This is a genomic window from Blastococcus sp. HT6-4 (assembly GCF_039679125.1).
In the GTDB taxonomy this organism is placed as follows: domain Bacteria; phylum Actinomycetota; class Actinomycetes; order Mycobacteriales; family Geodermatophilaceae; genus Blastococcus; species Blastococcus montanus.
This window is the reverse complement of record NZ_CP155551.1, coordinates 2,666,841-2,680,754: the sequence shown is the minus strand read 5'-3', so window position 1 is coordinate 2,680,754 and position 13,914 is coordinate 2,666,841. Positions and strand designations below refer to the sequence as shown.

General features: G+C 73.6%; 11 protein-coding genes. 9 read left to right on the top strand and 2 right to left on the bottom strand.

The window, feature by feature from the left end; translation table 11 throughout:
• The first annotated feature begins 231 nt into the window (after positions 1–231).
• Complete coding sequence (locus tag ABDB74_RS12830; protein ID WP_346618986.1) at positions 232–1,884, top strand: M20/M25/M40 family metallo-hydrolase; 1,653 nt, start codon at positions 232–234, stop codon at positions 1,882–1,884.
• 110 nt (positions 1,885–1,994) lie between these two features.
• On the opposite strand, the gene ABDB74_RS12825 is transcribed toward ABDB74_RS12830, so the two are convergent.
• Complete coding sequence (locus tag ABDB74_RS12825) at positions 1,995–2,585, bottom strand: sugar O-acetyltransferase (protein WP_346618984.1); 591 nt, start codon at positions 2,583–2,585, stop codon at positions 1,995–1,997.
• Positions 2,586–2,672: 87 nt separating this feature from the next.
• Between ABDB74_RS12825 and ABDB74_RS12820 the strand changes: the two genes are divergently transcribed.
• Positions 2,673–2,954 carry a hypothetical protein gene (locus ABDB74_RS12820; RefSeq protein WP_346618983.1) on the top strand — a complete coding sequence of 94 codons (282 nt, stop codon included), beginning with the start codon at positions 2,673–2,675 and terminating at the stop codon, positions 2,952–2,954.
• A 9-nt stretch (positions 2,955–2,963) separates the two neighbouring features.
• On the opposite strand, the gene ABDB74_RS12815 is transcribed toward ABDB74_RS12820, so the two are convergent.
• On the bottom strand, positions 2,964–3,629 hold the full coding sequence (locus ABDB74_RS12815) for an MBL fold metallo-hydrolase (protein WP_346618981.1): 666 nt from the start codon (positions 3,627–3,629) through the stop codon (positions 2,964–2,966).
• A gap of 47 nt (positions 3,630–3,676) precedes the next feature.
• Between ABDB74_RS12815 and ABDB74_RS12810 the strand changes: the two genes are divergently transcribed.
• The 7 genes from ABDB74_RS12810 to whiA all read left to right on the top strand — a co-directional run bounded on the left by ABDB74_RS12810 (position 3,677) and on the right by whiA (position 13,895).
• Entirely contained in the window at positions 3,677–5,125 is a 1,449-nt protein-coding gene (locus ABDB74_RS12810; protein ID WP_346618979.1) for an amidase, read from the top strand.
• Positions 5,126–5,279: 154 nt separating this feature from the next.
• Positions 5,280–8,180, top strand: coding sequence for an excinuclease ABC subunit UvrA (uvrA, locus tag ABDB74_RS12805; RefSeq protein WP_346618978.1), 2,901 nt, complete (start codon positions 5,280–5,282; stop codon positions 8,178–8,180).
• A gap of 186 nt (positions 8,181–8,366) precedes the next feature.
• Complete coding sequence (locus ABDB74_RS12800; RefSeq protein ID WP_346618976.1) at positions 8,367–8,672, top strand: hypothetical protein; 306 nt, start codon at positions 8,367–8,369, stop codon at positions 8,670–8,672.
• A 167-nt stretch (positions 8,673–8,839) separates the two neighbouring features.
• Positions 8,840–10,876, top strand: a complete 2,037-nt coding sequence (uvrC, locus tag ABDB74_RS12795) for an excinuclease ABC subunit UvrC (RefSeq protein WP_346618975.1) — start codon at positions 8,840–8,842, stop codon at positions 10,874–10,876.
• Complete coding sequence (gene rapZ / locus ABDB74_RS12790) at positions 10,873–11,811, top strand: RNase adapter RapZ (RefSeq protein ID WP_346618974.1); 939 nt, start codon at positions 10,873–10,875, stop codon at positions 11,809–11,811. The genes uvrC and rapZ overlap by 4 nt, the downstream gene beginning before the upstream one ends.
• 35 nt (positions 11,812–11,846) lie before the next feature.
• Positions 11,847–12,779: a uridine diphosphate-N-acetylglucosamine-binding protein YvcK gene (gene yvcK / locus ABDB74_RS12785; protein ID WP_346618973.1), complete on the top strand. Its 933-nt coding sequence runs from the start codon at positions 11,847–11,849 to the stop codon at positions 12,777–12,779.
• 135 nt (positions 12,780–12,914) lie between these two features.
• A complete protein-coding gene (gene whiA / locus ABDB74_RS12780; protein ID WP_346618972.1) occupies positions 12,915–13,895 on the top strand; it encodes a DNA-binding protein WhiA in 981 nt (326 codons plus the stop codon).
• Positions 13,896–13,914 lie beyond the last annotated feature (19 nt).

The window sequence follows — 13,914 nt, the reverse complement described above, 5'->3', positions numbered from 1 at the left end:
GAGCCTGCGGCGTGTCGTGACCTGGGCCACGCGCGAATGCGCAGGTCAGCCCGCTGTCCGTCGAGCGCGGCCCCCGATGACCACCGGCCGGAGCAGCGGTCCTGTCGGTGCGTGTCGCCACATCACCTCTATGCAACCGCCCCTCGAAGGGGCCAAGGTCCCGGTGCCGACAACGGTGTCGGCGCCCCGGCGGTGGTCCCCGCCGCCGGTGACCGATCGAAGGGACCGAGCGTGAGCCAACCACGGACCGCGTCCGCACGACGGACGGCGGCTCGAACCATCGCCCTGGGCAGCAGCGGACTGCTGGTCGCCCTGGCGCTGCCTGTCACCGCGGCCACCGCCGCGCCAGGGAACGCCTGCGAGAACCGGAACAACAACACCTACGCCAAGCTGCTGGAGTGCGTGACCCTCGAGGGCGTCATGGAGCACCAGCGCGCCTTCCAGAAGATCGCCGAGAACAGCGACGACCCCGTCTACCCGGGCAGCCGGGCGGCGGGCACGGACGGCTACGACGACAGCGTCGAGTACGTCGCGGGCCTGCTCCGGGACGCCGGCTACCGGGTCACGCTCGACCCGGTCGACGTCACGTTCAACTTCCCCGCGGTGCTGCGGCAGCTGAGGACTGTCCAGGCCGAGTACGAGACCGGCGTCTTCACCGGCAGCGGGTCCGGCACGGTCGAGGGCGCGGTTGTCCCCGTCGACCTCGCGCTCACGGACCCGGCCACCTCGACCAGCGGGTGCGAGGCCGCCGACTTCGCCGGGCTGGACCTGAGCGGCCCCGCCGACATCGCGCTCGTCCAGCGCGGGGCCTGCAACTTCGGGAACAAGGTGGTCAACGCCGAGGACGCCGGCGCCGAGGCGGTGGTCATCTTCAACCAGGGCAACGGCCCCGACCGGATGGAGCTCATCGTCGCCAACGCGGCGACCCTCGGGGACGGCAGCACGGTCCAGCACGGCATCCCCGTGGTCGGCGCGAGCTTCGACCAGGGTGTGGCGCTCGCCGCCGATGGCGCCACCGCGTTCATCGAGGTGATCCCCGCCGAGATCCGCGAGGACCACAACGTCATCGCGGAGCTGCCGGGCAGGAACCCTGACAACGTCGTCATGGCCGGCGCGCACCTGGACAGCGTCGAGGTCGGGCCGGGCATCAACGACAACGGCTCCGGGTCCGCGGCGCTCCTGGAGGCGGCGCTGACCATGCGCAAGCTCAACCCGGAGAACACGCTGCGGTTCGCCTGGTGGGCGGCCGAGGAGCAGGGCCTGGTCGGATCCGCCGACTACGTCGAGGGCCTGTCGCAGGCGGAGGTGGACCGGATCGCGCTCTACATGAACTACGACATGGTGGGCTCGCCGAACTACGTCCAGATGGTCTACGACTCGGACGAGTCCACCTGGGAGGCGCCGGTGCCGATCCCCGCGGGCTCCACCGCGATCGAGGACCTCTACGAGTCGTTCTACACCAAGGTCGGCGTGCCCTACGACGATGCCGAGTACTCCGGCCGGAGCGACTACCAGGCGTTCATCAACGCCGGCATCCCCTCCGGTGGTCTCTTCACCGGCGCGGAGGTCCGGAAGACCGAGGAGCAGGTGGCCATCTGGGGCGGCACCGCGGGTGAGCAGTTCGACCCGTGCTACCACCAGGCCTGCGACCAGATCGACAACCTCGCCCTGGACGCGCTCGAGGTGAACAGCGATCTCATCGCGTTCGCCATGCTCACGTACGCCTACTCGACGGAGCCGGTGAACGGCGTGCCGGGCAAGAAGGTCCCCGGCCCGGCGTTCCGGCTGCCGGCGCCGGCCGGCGAGGAGGGCACGTTCAAGGAGGCCGCCGGCGGCGGCGGCCTCGCGCACGACCACGTGCACGGGCACGACATCGAGGACTGATCGCTGGTGGTGGCGCGGCCGACCCGGCCGCGCCACCGCCGGCCCGGTCCCGTCGACTGATCACCGAGCCGTCGTCGGCGTCCCCGGGGACGCCGACGACGGCTCGCCGGCTACCGGGGCTCGTCCAGGCGGCGGACGGCGCGCGCCGGGTTGCCGACGGCGACGACGTCGGCCGGCAGGTCGCGGGTGACGACCGCCCCCGCGCCGACGACGGTGTTCGCGCCGATCGTGACCCCGGCCAGCACGATGGCGCCGCCGCCCAGCCACACGTTGTCGCCGATGACGATCGGCCGCGCCGCCTCCCACTTCTGCCGCCGCGGCTCGGCCGCCACCGGGTGGGTGGGCGTGAGCAGCTGGACGTTCGGCCCGATCTGCACGTCGTCGCCGATGGTGATGGGGGCGACGTCGAGGGCGACCAGGCCGAAGTTCGCGAAGCAGCGGGCACCGATGCTGAGGTGCCGGCCGTAGTCGACCCGCAGCGGAGGGCGGATCTCGGTGTCCTCGCCGACCGATCCGAGCAGCTCGGCCAGCAGGTCCCGCCGGAGCGACGCCTGCCGCACCGACGTCGCGTTGTACGCGGCGACGAGGTCGAGCGCCCGGGAGCTGAGCTCCCCGAGCTCGGGGTCGTCGGCGAGGTAGAGCTCCCCGGCCAGCATCCGCTCCCGCATGGACCGGCCGTCGTGCCCGGGTGCTGTCGTCACGCCCTGGAACCTACGCACCGGCGCGCCGACGTCCTCCCGCGACGCATCGAGGTGTCTCCGGGGCCCGCAGGGCCTAGCGTGCGGAGGATGGCGCTCATCTACCCGGTCCGGCTGGACACCCCCGAGCCCGACGAGGACACCCCTGCCGACTTCTCCGAGCTCGCCGCCGACCTCTCGGACCAGTGGCTGGTCGAGGTGGACCTGGGGGAGGACGGCGAGGACGCGTGCTTCGGCCCGCTCACGCCCCGGGCCGCCTGGGACCTCGCGCTCGGCGTCGACGAGCGGCGGCCGGAGTGGACGGTCTCGGTCCTGCCGCTGCACCTTCCCGGCACGGCCGACGAGGTGGTCGAGCTCTTCGACGAGGAGTGACGAGGCGGCTCACCAGCCGCGGGCGCGCCACTGCGCCAGATGCGGGCGCTCGGCGCCGATGGTGGTGTCCTTGCCGTGCCCCGGGTAGACCCACGTCTCGTCGGGGAGGGCGCCGAACAGGCGCTGCTCGACGTCGTCGATCAGGCTGGCGAAGTCCTCCGCCGACCAGGTCCTGCCCACGCCGCCGGGGAAGAGGCTGTCGCCGGTGAAGACGTGCACCCCGGCGTCCGCCGGGCCGCGCCAGACCAGCGCGATGCTGCCCGGCGTGTGCCCGCGCAGGTGCACCACCTCGAGCGTCTGGTCGCCGACGGTCACCGGATCCCCGTGCTCGACGGGGCGCTGCACCGGCACCGGCAGGGCGGCGGCGTCCTCGGGGTGGGCCACGGTGGCCGCCCCGGTCTCCCGGACGACGTCGGGCAGCGCGCGGTGGTGGTCCCAGTGGCCGTGGGTGGTGACGACGGTGCGCAGGTCGGCGTCGCCGATGAGCGCCCGGAGGACGTCGGGCTCCGCGGCCGCGTCGACCAGCAGCGCCTCGCCGGTCGTCGTGCAGCGCAGCAGGTAGGCGTTGTTGGCCATCTCGCTGACCGCGACCTTGCTGATGGTGAGGCCGGGCAGCTCCCGCACGTCGGCGGGGCCGCCGACCTGGACGTCGCCGGTGTAGGTCGGGGTGCTCATCCGGACTCCGTTCGGAAAGTGTCGGCGGCCGCCGTTACGGTCCTGGCATGGACGCTAGCGGAGGTGTCGGCACGGCTCAGGGCGGTGCCGGGAACGGCGGCGGCCCCGGTACCCGGATCGTGGGGCTCCCGGCCACGGAGATCGCGGCGCGGGTGCGGGCCGGGGAGCTGACGGCGGTCGAGGTGGTCCGCGCGCACCTCGACCACATCGAGGCCGTCGACGCCCGGGTCGGCGCCTTCCGGGTGGTCCGCCGCGAGGCGGCGCTGGCCGAGGCCGCGGCGGTCGACGCCAGCCTCACCCGCTTCGCCCTGCCGCTGGCCGGCGTCCCGGTGGCGATCAAGGACAACGTGGCCGTGGCGGGGGAGGTCTGCACCGACGGCTCGCCGGCGCGCGAGGACGCCGCCCCCGCGCGCAGGGACCACGACGTGGTCACCCGGCTGCGCAAGGCCGGCGCGGTCGTCGTCGGCATCACCCGGGCGCCCGAGCTGTGCCTCTACGCCGCCACGGACGGCCCCGGCACGGTCACCCGGAATCCCTGGGACACCGCTCTCTCGCCGGCCGGCAGCTCCGGCGGCAGCGCGGCCGCGGTGGCCTCCGGGTCCGTCCCGATCGCCCACGGCAACGACGGCATGGGCTCGCTCCGGCTGCCCGCGGCCGCCTGCGGCCTGGTCACGCTCAAGCCCGGCACCGGGGTCGTCCCCGGCGGCATCGGGGCCGACGACTGGTCGGGCATGGCGGTGAACGGGGCGCTCGCCACCACGGTGGCCGATCTCGCGGTCGTGCACGCCGTGCTGGCGGGGGAGCAGCCCGGCCCCCCGGCGGATCCGGGCCGCCCGCTGCGCATCGCGGTCAGCACCCGGTCACCGCTCCCCGGCGTCGGCGGGGACGAGCCCATCCGCGCAGCGATCGACGCGGTGGTGGCCGAGCTGCGCGCGGCCGGGCACACGGTCGTCCCACGCACGCCCCCGATCACCCCCGGCGCCGCCGCGGGCGCCGTCGTGCGCTGGATGGCCGGGGCGGAGGACGACGCGGCGTACCTGGGCATCGACCGCAGCCGGCTGCAGCCCCGCAGCCGCACCCACGCCCGCATGGGCCGGCTGGTGCGGCGCCTCGGGCTCGTGCGGCCGCGCACCCAGGAGCGGTTCCGGGAGCGGATGGTGCGGTTCTTCGACGACGTCGACCTGCTGCTCACCCCGGTCACCACCGGGCCGCCGCTGCCGGCCCGGCCCTGGCACGAGCGGTCGTTCCTGGCCAACCTCACCGCCAACGCCCGCTGGGCGCCGTTCACCGGGGCGTGGAACCTGGCCGGCATCCCCGCCACCGTCCTCCCCGCCGGCACCCGGCCCGGCGGGCCGCCGGTCCCGGTCCAGTTCGTCGGCCCCCCCGGCGCCGAAGCGCGCCTACTCTGGATCGCCGGCGAGCTGGAGGCCCGGCGGCCGTGGCGCCGGTACGCGCCGGTGTTCGACCCGACGTCCCCGGCGGCCCCGGCCGCGTAGTCCGGCCGCCGCACGGCCGGACGCAGCTCACAGCCACCGGCGGACGACCACGGGGACCACCGGCGTTGCACCGGGTGGCCCGCGGTCGGCGCCCGACGGCGGCACGCCAGCGCACCAACCGCGACACCCAACCCCAGCGACCGACAGGGATCACATGGACCGGCTCGTCGTCCGCGGCGCCCGAGAGCACAACCTCAAGGACGTCCACATCGACCTCCCCCGTGACGCGCTCATCGTCTTCACGGGGCTGTCGGGCTCGGGGAAGTCCAGCCTCGCCTTCGACACGATCTTCGCCGAGGGGCAGCGCCGGTACGTCGAGTCGCTGTCGGCCTACGCCCGGCAGTTCCTCGGGCAGATGGACAAGCCCGACGTCGACTTCATCGAGGGCCTCTCGCCCGCCGTCTCGATCGACCAGAAGTCGACCAACCGGAACCCGCGGTCGACCGTCGGCACGATCACCGAGGTCTACGACTACCTGCGGCTGCTGTACGCCCGCGCCGGGCAGCCGCACTGCCCCAACTGCGGCAAGCCGATCGCCCGGCAGACCCCGCAGCAGATCGTCGACCAGGTGCTCGCGATGGCGGAGGGCACCCGGTTCCAGGTGCTGGCCCCCGTCGTCCGCGCGCGCAAGGGCGAGTACGTCGACCTGTTCAGCTCGCTGCAGACCCAGGGCTTCTCCCGCGTGCGCGTCGACGGCACCGTGCACCCGCTCACCGAGCCGCCGACGCTCAAGAAGCAGGAGAAGCACACGATCGAGGTGATCGTCGACCGGCTCACCGTCAAGGAGAGCGCCAAGCGCCGGCTCACCGATTCGATCGAGACCGCGCTCGGCCTGGCCGGCGGACTGGTGGTCCTCGACTTCGTCGACCTCCCCGACGACGACCCCGAGCGCGAGCGCACCTTCTCCGAGCACCTGGCCTGCGTCGACGACGGGCTGTCGTTCGAGGCGCTGGAGCCCCGCTCGTTCTCGTTCAACTCGCCCTTCGGCGCCTGCCCGGAGTGCACCGGCATCGGCACCCGCAAGGAGGTCGACCCGGAGCTCGTCGTGCCCGACCCGGGCAAGAGCCTCGCCCAGGGCGCCGTCGCACCCTGGGCCAGCTCGATGAGCAACGAGTACTTCACCCGGCTGCTCACCGGTCTGTCGCAGCAGATCGGCTTCTCGATGGACGACCCGTGGGAGCGGCTGCCGGCGAAGGTGCAGAAGGCGATCCTCCACGGCTCGCCCGACCAGGTGCACGTCCGCTACAAGAACCGCTACGGCCGCGAGCGCAGCTACTACGCCGCCTTCGAGGGTGTGCTGCCCTTCCTCGAGCGCCGCCACGAGGACACCGACAGCGAGTTCATGAAGGACAAGTACGAGGGCTACATGCGCGACGTGCCCTGTCCCGTCTGCCACGGCACCCGGCTGAAGCCGGAGATCCTCGCGGTCAAGCTCAGCGACCGGTCGATCGCCGAGGTGACCAACCTGTCGATCGGCGAGGCGGCGCAGTGGCTGGGCGCGCTGGAGCTGGGGGAGCGGGAGAAGGCGATCGCCGACCGCGTCCTCCGCGAGATCCAGGCCCGGCTGTCCTTCCTGGTCGACGTCGGCCTGGACTACCTGTCGCTGGACCGGCCGGCGGCCACCCTCGCCGGCGGCGAGGCGCAGCGGATCCGGCTGGCCACCCAGATCGGGTCGGGGCTGGTCGGTGTCCTGTACGTGCTGGACGAGCCGTCCATCGGCCTGCACCAGCGGGACAACAGCCGGCTGATCGAGACCCTCGTGCGGCTGCGCGACATGGGCAACACGCTGATCGTCGTCGAGCACGACGAGGACACCATCAAGACCGCCGACTGGGTCGTCGACATCGGGCCGGGTGCCGGTGAGCACGGCGGCGAGGTCGTGGTCAGCGGCACGGTCGAGGACCTGCTGGCCAGTGAGCGGTCCATCACCGGCGCCTACCTGTCGGGCCGGATGGCGATCTCCGTCCCGGAGAAGCGGCGTGTGCCGGAGCCGGGACGCGAACTGGTGGTGAAGGGCGCCCGCGAGAACAACCTGCGCGGCGTCGACGTCACCTTCCCGCTCGGCTGCCTCGTCGCGGTCACCGGCGTCTCCGGGTCGGGCAAGTCCAGCCTGGTCAACGACATCCTCTACACCGTCCTGGCCAACGAGCTCAACCGGGCGCGCATGGTCCCGGGCCGGCACCGCACGATCACCGGGCTGGAGCACCTGGACAAGGTCGTGCACGTCGACCAGTCACCGATCGGCCGCACCCCGCGGTCGAACCCGGCCACCTACACCGGGGTCTGGGACCACGTCCGCAAGCTCTTCGCCCAGACGTCGGAGGCGAAGGTCCGCGGCTACCTGCCGGGGCGGTTCTCCTTCAACGTGAAGGGCGGCCGCTGCGAGGCGTGCTCGGGCGACGGCACGCTGAAGATCGAGATGAACTTCCTGCCGGACGTCTACGTCCCCTGCGAGGTCTGCAAGGGCGCCCGGTTCAACCGGGAGACCCTCGAGGTGCACTACAAGGGCAAGACGGTGGCCGAGGTCCTCGACATGCCGATCGAGGAGGCCGCGGACTTCTTCGCCGCCATCCCGGCGATCGCGCGCTACCTGCGCACCCTCACCGAGGTGGGGCTGGGCTACGTGCGGCTGGGGCAGCCGGCCACCACTCTCTCCGGCGGTGAGGCGCAGCGGGTCAAGCTGGCCAGCGAACTGCAGAAGCGGTCCAACGGCCGCAGCATCTACGTCCTCGACGAGCCGACCACCGGGCTGCACTTCGAGGACATCCGGAAGCTGCTGCTGGTCCTGCAGGGCCTGGTCGACAAGGGCAACTCGGTCATCGTCATCGAGCACAACCTGGACGTCATCAAGAGCGCCGACTGGCTCATCGACATGGGCCCCGAGGGCGGTTTCCGCGGCGGCACCCTGGTGGCGGAGGGCTCGCCGGAGTTCCTCGCCTCGGTGCCGGAGAGCCACACCGGCCGGTACCTCGTGCCGCTGCTGGACGCCGACGCGATCGCCGCGGCGGCGGCCTCCGGGCCGGTGAAGAAGCGGGCCCGCAAGAAGGCCGGCTGAGCCTCCGCCGCCCGCCCTGGGGGCATCCGGCCCGCGCTCCGCTCCCGGCGACGCGGGCCGGTGTCGTCCCCCGGGATGCCGCAGGACTTGATCCGCCGCCGGACCGGCCCGTATGGTCCGTGTGACCGACGTCACGACAGTGCCCCTCCGGGGCGCCGTGGCGGAGTCCCTCGGAGGAGGACAGCGATGAGTGCGCTGACGCCCGACTGCGACCCCGACCTGTCCAACTGCGGCTCCCCGGTCGACGGGCCGTACACCGGTGGCGGCCCCGGCGTGCGGTCGACCGTGATCCTGCTCGCGGTCCTCGCGGCCTCCGTCTCCCTGGCCACGGGCGGCACGGCGCCCGGCGCCGTCGTCGTGCTGTCCGGAGGCGTGGCGCTCGTGTCCGGACTGGTGCTGACCGCGCGATGCATCCGTCTCGCGCAGCGTCTCGGCGCCGCGGCCGCCGCCCACGCGCCGGCCGCCATGCGGCGGTCCCGGCCGGTGGGCTGACCGTCCGGCCCGGCCCCGCGCCGTCGGCCGACCGCGCCCGGCGACCGCCGGGCGCGGGATCGGCGGTGCGCGCTGTCCGCGGCGTCCGCGCGCGACCCCTGGGGCGAGTGGGACGGACGGGTCCCGTCACCTGACGGACCGTCGGTCCCGCGACCTAGTGTGGAGGCATGGCCGATCCGTCCACGTACCGCCCGGCGGTCGGCTCGATCCCCGAGAGCCCCGGGGTCTACAGGTTCCGCGATCCCCACGGCCGGGTCGTCTACGTCGGCAAGGCCAAGAGCCTGCGGCAGCGGTTGAACAGCTACTTCGCCGACGTCGCCGGCCTGCATCCCCGCACCCGCCAGATGGTGACGACGGCGTCGAGCGTCGAGTGGACCGTCGTCGGCACCGAGGTCGAGGCCCTCCAGCTCGAGTACAACTGGATCAAGGAGTTCGACCCGCGGTTCAACGTCCGCTACCGCGACGACAAGAGCTACCCGTCGCTGGCCGTGACGCTGAACGAGGAGTACCCGCGGCTGCAGGTCATGCGCGGGCCCAAGAAGAAGGGCGTCCGCTACTTCGGCCCCTACGCCCACGCCTGGGCGATCCGCGAGACCCTCGACACCCTCACCCGTGTCTTCCCGGCCCGGACCTGCTCCACCGGCGTCTTCAAGCGCGCGGGGCAGATCGGCCGGCCCTGCCTGCTCGGCTACATCGGCAAGTGCGCCGCGCCGTGCGTCGGCCGGGTGAGCGCCGAGGAGCACCGGGAGATCGTCGACGACTTCTGCGACTTCATGGCCGGGCGCACCGACTCGATGATCAAGCGGCTCGAGCGGGAGATGGCCGCGGCCGCCGAGGCGATGGAGTACGAGAAGGCCGCCCGGCTGCGCGACGACATCGGCGCCCTCAAGCGCGCGATGGAGAAGCAGGCCGTGGTCCTCGGCGACGGCACCGACGCCGACGTCGTCGCCTTCGCGCAGGACGACCTGGAGGCCGCCGTCCAGGTCTTCCACGTCCGCGGCGGGCGGGTCCGTGGCCAGCGCGGCTGGATCATCGACAAGGTCGAGGAGGTCACCACCGGGGAGCTGGTGGAGCAGTTCCTCCTGCAGGTCTACGGCGGCGTCGACGAGCAGACCGGGACGGGGGAGGCCGGCGAGGCGGTGCCCCGCGAGGTGCTGGTCCCCGAGCTGCCCGACGACGCCGACGTCTACGTCGAGCTGCTGGAGGAGCTGCGGGGTGGCCGGGTCTCCCTCCGCGTGCCGCAGCGCGGTGACAAGCGCAGCCTCATGGAGACCGTGGAGCGCAACGCGAAGGAGGCGTTCGCCCGGCACCGGGTGAAACGGTCCAGCGACCTCACCGCGCGCTCGCTGGCGCTCGCGGAGCTGCAGGAGGCGCTGGAGCTCCCCGACGCGCCGCTGCGGATCGAGTGCATGGACATCAGCCACGTGCAGGGCACGAACGTGGTGGCGTCCATGGTGGTCTTCGAGGACGGCCTCGCGAAGAAGTCCGACTACCGCAGGTTCTCCGTCACGGAAGGAACCGACGACACCGCCGCCATGGCGGAGGTGGTGCGCCGCCGGTTCGCCCGGCACCTCAAGGACGAGGCCGACCGCCGGGACGAGCAGGGCATCGCCGCGGAGGAGGGGCGGCCGCGCCGGTTCGCCTACCCGCCCAACCTGCTCGTCGTCGACGGCGGCGCCCCGCAGGTCGCCGCGGCGGCCCGGGCGCTCGACGAGCTGGGCGTGGTCGACGTCGCCGTCTGCGGTCTCGCCAAGCGCATGGAGGAGGTGTGGCTGCCGGGGGAGAGCGACCCCGTGATCCTGCCGCGCACCTCGGAGGCGCTGTACCTGCTGCAGCGGGTGCGCGACGAGGCCCACCGCTTCGCGATCACCTACCACCGGCAGAAGCGGTCCACCGGCATGCTGGTCTCCCTGCTGGACGACGTCCCCGGCCTCGGGGACGCGCGACGGAAGGCACTGATGAAGCAGTTCGGCTCGCTCAAGCGGCTGCGCGCAGCGACGGTGGAGGACCTCATGACGGTGCCCGGCATCGGCCGGCGGACGGCGGAGGCGGTGCAGATGGCGGTCGCCGAACCGGTGCCCGGCCCCGCGACCGGCCCACCGGTGGCGGAGGAGTCCGCGCTCGCGCCGCAGGGGCCGGCGCAACCGGGGAGCAACCGTCCGGGCGCCGGGGACGCCGCCGAGGCCGGGCGGGTGGCCTCGTGACGGCCGAAGCCGACGTGGCCGGTGCAGGGCCGCAGAACGAGCGCCCCCCGGCCCTCGACCCGGCCAGCACGGAGACGCCGCCGCTGGAGGTCGTGGTGGTCACCGGCTTGTCCGGGGCGGGCAAGAACAGCGCCGGACGGGTGATGGAGGACCTCGGCTGGTTCGTGGTCGACAACCTGCCGCCGGCCCTGCTGCTGCCGATGGTGCAGCTCGGGGCACGGGGCGATCTGCGGCGGTTCGCCGCGGTCGTCGACGTGCGTAGCCGGGCGTTCTCCAGCGACCTCCAGGAGGCGATCCGGGTCCTCTCCGAGGCCGGGCACCGCCCGCGCGTGGTCTACGTGCACGCCCGGGACGAGGTGCTGGTGCGCCGCTACGAATCCAACCGCCGGGAGCACCCGCTCCAGGGCAACGGGACGCTCATCGACGGGATCACCGCCGAGCGGGCGCTGCTCACCGGGATCGCCGGCGAGGCCGACCTGTGGGTGGACACCAGCGACCTGAACGTGCACCAGTTGCGGGCGACGCTGGAGAACGCCTTCGCCCGCGGCGGGAGCACCCCGCCGCTCACCGCCACGGTGATGAGCTTCGGGTTCAAGTACGGGCTCCCGCTCGACGCCGACCTCGTCGTCGACGCCCGGTTCCTGCCCAACCCGCACTGGGTCCCGGAGCTCCAGGAGCACACCGGCCGCGACGCCGACGTCCGCGACTACGTGCTCGGGCAGGAGGGCGCCGCCGACTTCCTGGACCGCTACACCGAGGTGCTGCGGCTGCTCGTGCCCGGCTACCGGCGGGAGGGCAAGCGGTACCTGACCCTGGCGGTGGGCTGCACGGGCGGGAAGCACCGCAGCGTGGCGATCACCGAGGAGTTCGCCCGGCGGCTGAGCGCCGAGGGCGTCGCCGCCGTCGCCCGGCACCGCGACCTGGGCCGCGAGTAGTGGGCGGAACGGTGGGTCCGGGGGGGACTCCCCGGGTGGTGGCGTTCGGCGGTGGGCACGGGCTCGCCGCGGCCCTGGCGGCCTGGCGCCGCATCACCCCGCAGCTGACCGCGGTCGTGACGGTCGCCGACGACGGCGGCTCCTCCGGGCGGATCCGGCGGGAGATGCCGGTGCTGCCGCCCGGCGACCTGCGGATGGCCCTCGCGGCGCTGGCCGGGGACGGTGACCGCGACCGCACCCTCGCCGCCCTCTTCCAGCACCGCTTCGGGGGCACCGGCGTGCTCGCCGGGCACCCGGTCGGGAACCTGCTGCTCACCGGGCTGGCCGAGATGCACGGCGGCGACACCGTCCGGGCCCTGGACGAGCTCGGGGAGCTCGTCGGCGCGTGCGGGCGGGTGCTGCCCATGGCCGACGAGCCACTGGACCTGGTCGCCCGGGTGGAGACGACCGACCGCGACGACCCGGCCCGGGTGCGGACCATCCGCGGTCAGGTGGCCATCGCCGCGACCCCGGGCCGGGTGCGGGAGATCCGGGTGTCGCCGGCCGATCCGGTCGTGCACCCCGCCGTGCTGGAGGCGATCGCGGCCGCCGACGTCGTCTCGCTCGGCCCGGGCTCCTGGTACACCTCCGTGCTCCCGCACCTGCTCGTGCCCCAGCTCCGCACGGCGCTGGCCGATTCACAGGCGCGCGTGGTCGTGGTGCTCAACCTCGAACCGCAGCCCGGTGAGACGGACGGTTTCTCCCCGGAGGAGCATGTGTCCGTGCTGCAGGCGCATCTGGGCGGAGTGGCGTTGCACGCCGTGATCGCGGAGGTGGAATCGGTGGTTGACCGCCGTGGTCTTCTGGACGCGGTCCGCGGGTGCGGTGCCGAGCTCCTGCTCGCCCCGGTCGCCGAGCCGGACGGTGCGCCGCGGCACGACCCCGTGCGCCTGTCCGCGGCGCTGGCCGCCGCGGTCGGGGTGCGATGAGCGAGCAGAGGTGTCGGATCGGGTACCGGGGTGTTCGGCCGTCCGGCCGGCACGAGGGGGAAAGGGGACGGCGTAGATGACGCTGACCCGAGGTGCGGGGGCGGAATACCCCGGGGTGACGTGGGGGTGGACTGCATGGCGATGACGGCCATGGTGAAGGACGAGCTCTCCCGAGTGGAGTGCACGAAGACCTCCGAGCGCAAGGCCGAGGTGACCGCCCTGCTGCGGTTCTCCGGGGGCCTGCACATCGTCGGCGGCCGGGTGGTCATCGAGGCCGAGCTGGACACCGGGTCGGTCGCCCGGCGGCTGCGCCGCGACATCAGCGAGGTCTACGGCTACACCAGCGGGGTCAGCGTGCTCGCCGGCGGCAACATCCGGCGTGGCGTCCGCTACCTGGTCCGCATCGCCAAGCACGGCGAGGGCCTCGCGCGGCAGACCGGCCTGGTCGACCAGCGCGGACGGCCCGTCCGCGGGCTGCCTCCGGCCGTCGTCTCCGGCAGCCTCAGCGACGCCGAGGCCGCCTGGCGGGGGGCGTTCCTCGCCCACGGCTCGCTGACCGAGCCCGGCCGCTCCTCCTCGCTCGAGGTGACCTGCCCGGGGCCGGAGGCCGCCATGGCCCTCGTCGGCGCCGCGCGCCGGCTCGGCATCGCCGCCAAGGCCCGCGAGGTGCGCGGTGCCGACCGGGTGGTCGTGCGGGACGGCGACGCGATCAGCGCGCTGCTCACGAAGATGGGCGCCCACGACGCGGTGCTGGCCTGGGAGGAGCGGCGGATGCGGCGCGAGGTCCGCGCCACGGCCAACCGCCTGGCCAACTTCGACGACGCCAACCTCCGCCGGTCCGCGCGCGCCGCCGTCGCGGCCAGTGCACGGGTCGAGCGCGCCCTGGAGATCCTCGGTGAGGACGCCCCGGAGCACCTGCTGGTGGCCGGTCGGCTGCGGCTGGAGTTCGGTCAGGCGTCGCTGGAGGAGCTCGGCCAGCGCGCCGACCCGCCGATGACCAAGGACGCCGTCGCGGGCCGGATCCGCCGGCTGCTGGCCATGGCCGACAAGCGCGCCAAGGATCTCGGCATCCCCGACACGGAGTCCGTCGTCACCGACGACATGCTCACGCAGTAGGAGGACCGCCCGCCCCTCA

What these genes read in the sequence shown, in the direction of transcription:
- whiA (WP_346618972.1), top strand. Translation starts at nt 12,915, where the DNA reads ATGGCGATGACGGCCATGGTGAAGGACGAGCTCTCCCGAGTGGAGTGC.
- ABDB74_RS12800 (WP_346618976.1), top strand. Translation starts at nt 8,367, where the DNA reads ATGAGTGCGCTGACGCCCGACTGCGACCCCGACCTGTCCAACTGCGGC.
- uvrA (WP_346618978.1), top strand. Translation starts at nt 5,280, where the DNA reads ATGGACCGGCTCGTCGTCCGCGGCGCCCGAGAGCACAACCTCAAGGAC.
- uvrC (WP_346618975.1), top strand. Translation starts at nt 8,840, where the DNA reads ATGGCCGATCCGTCCACGTACCGCCCGGCGGTCGGCTCGATCCCCGAG.
- ABDB74_RS12810 (WP_346618979.1), top strand. Translation starts at nt 3,677, where the DNA reads ATGGACGCTAGCGGAGGTGTCGGCACGGCTCAGGGCGGTGCCGGGAAC.
- ABDB74_RS12820 (WP_346618983.1), top strand. Translation starts at nt 2,673, where the DNA reads ATGGCGCTCATCTACCCGGTCCGGCTGGACACCCCCGAGCCCGACGAG.
- ABDB74_RS12815 (WP_346618981.1), bottom strand. Translation starts at nt 3,629, where the DNA reads ATGAGCACCCCGACCTACACCGGCGACGTCCAGGTCGGCGGCCCCGCC.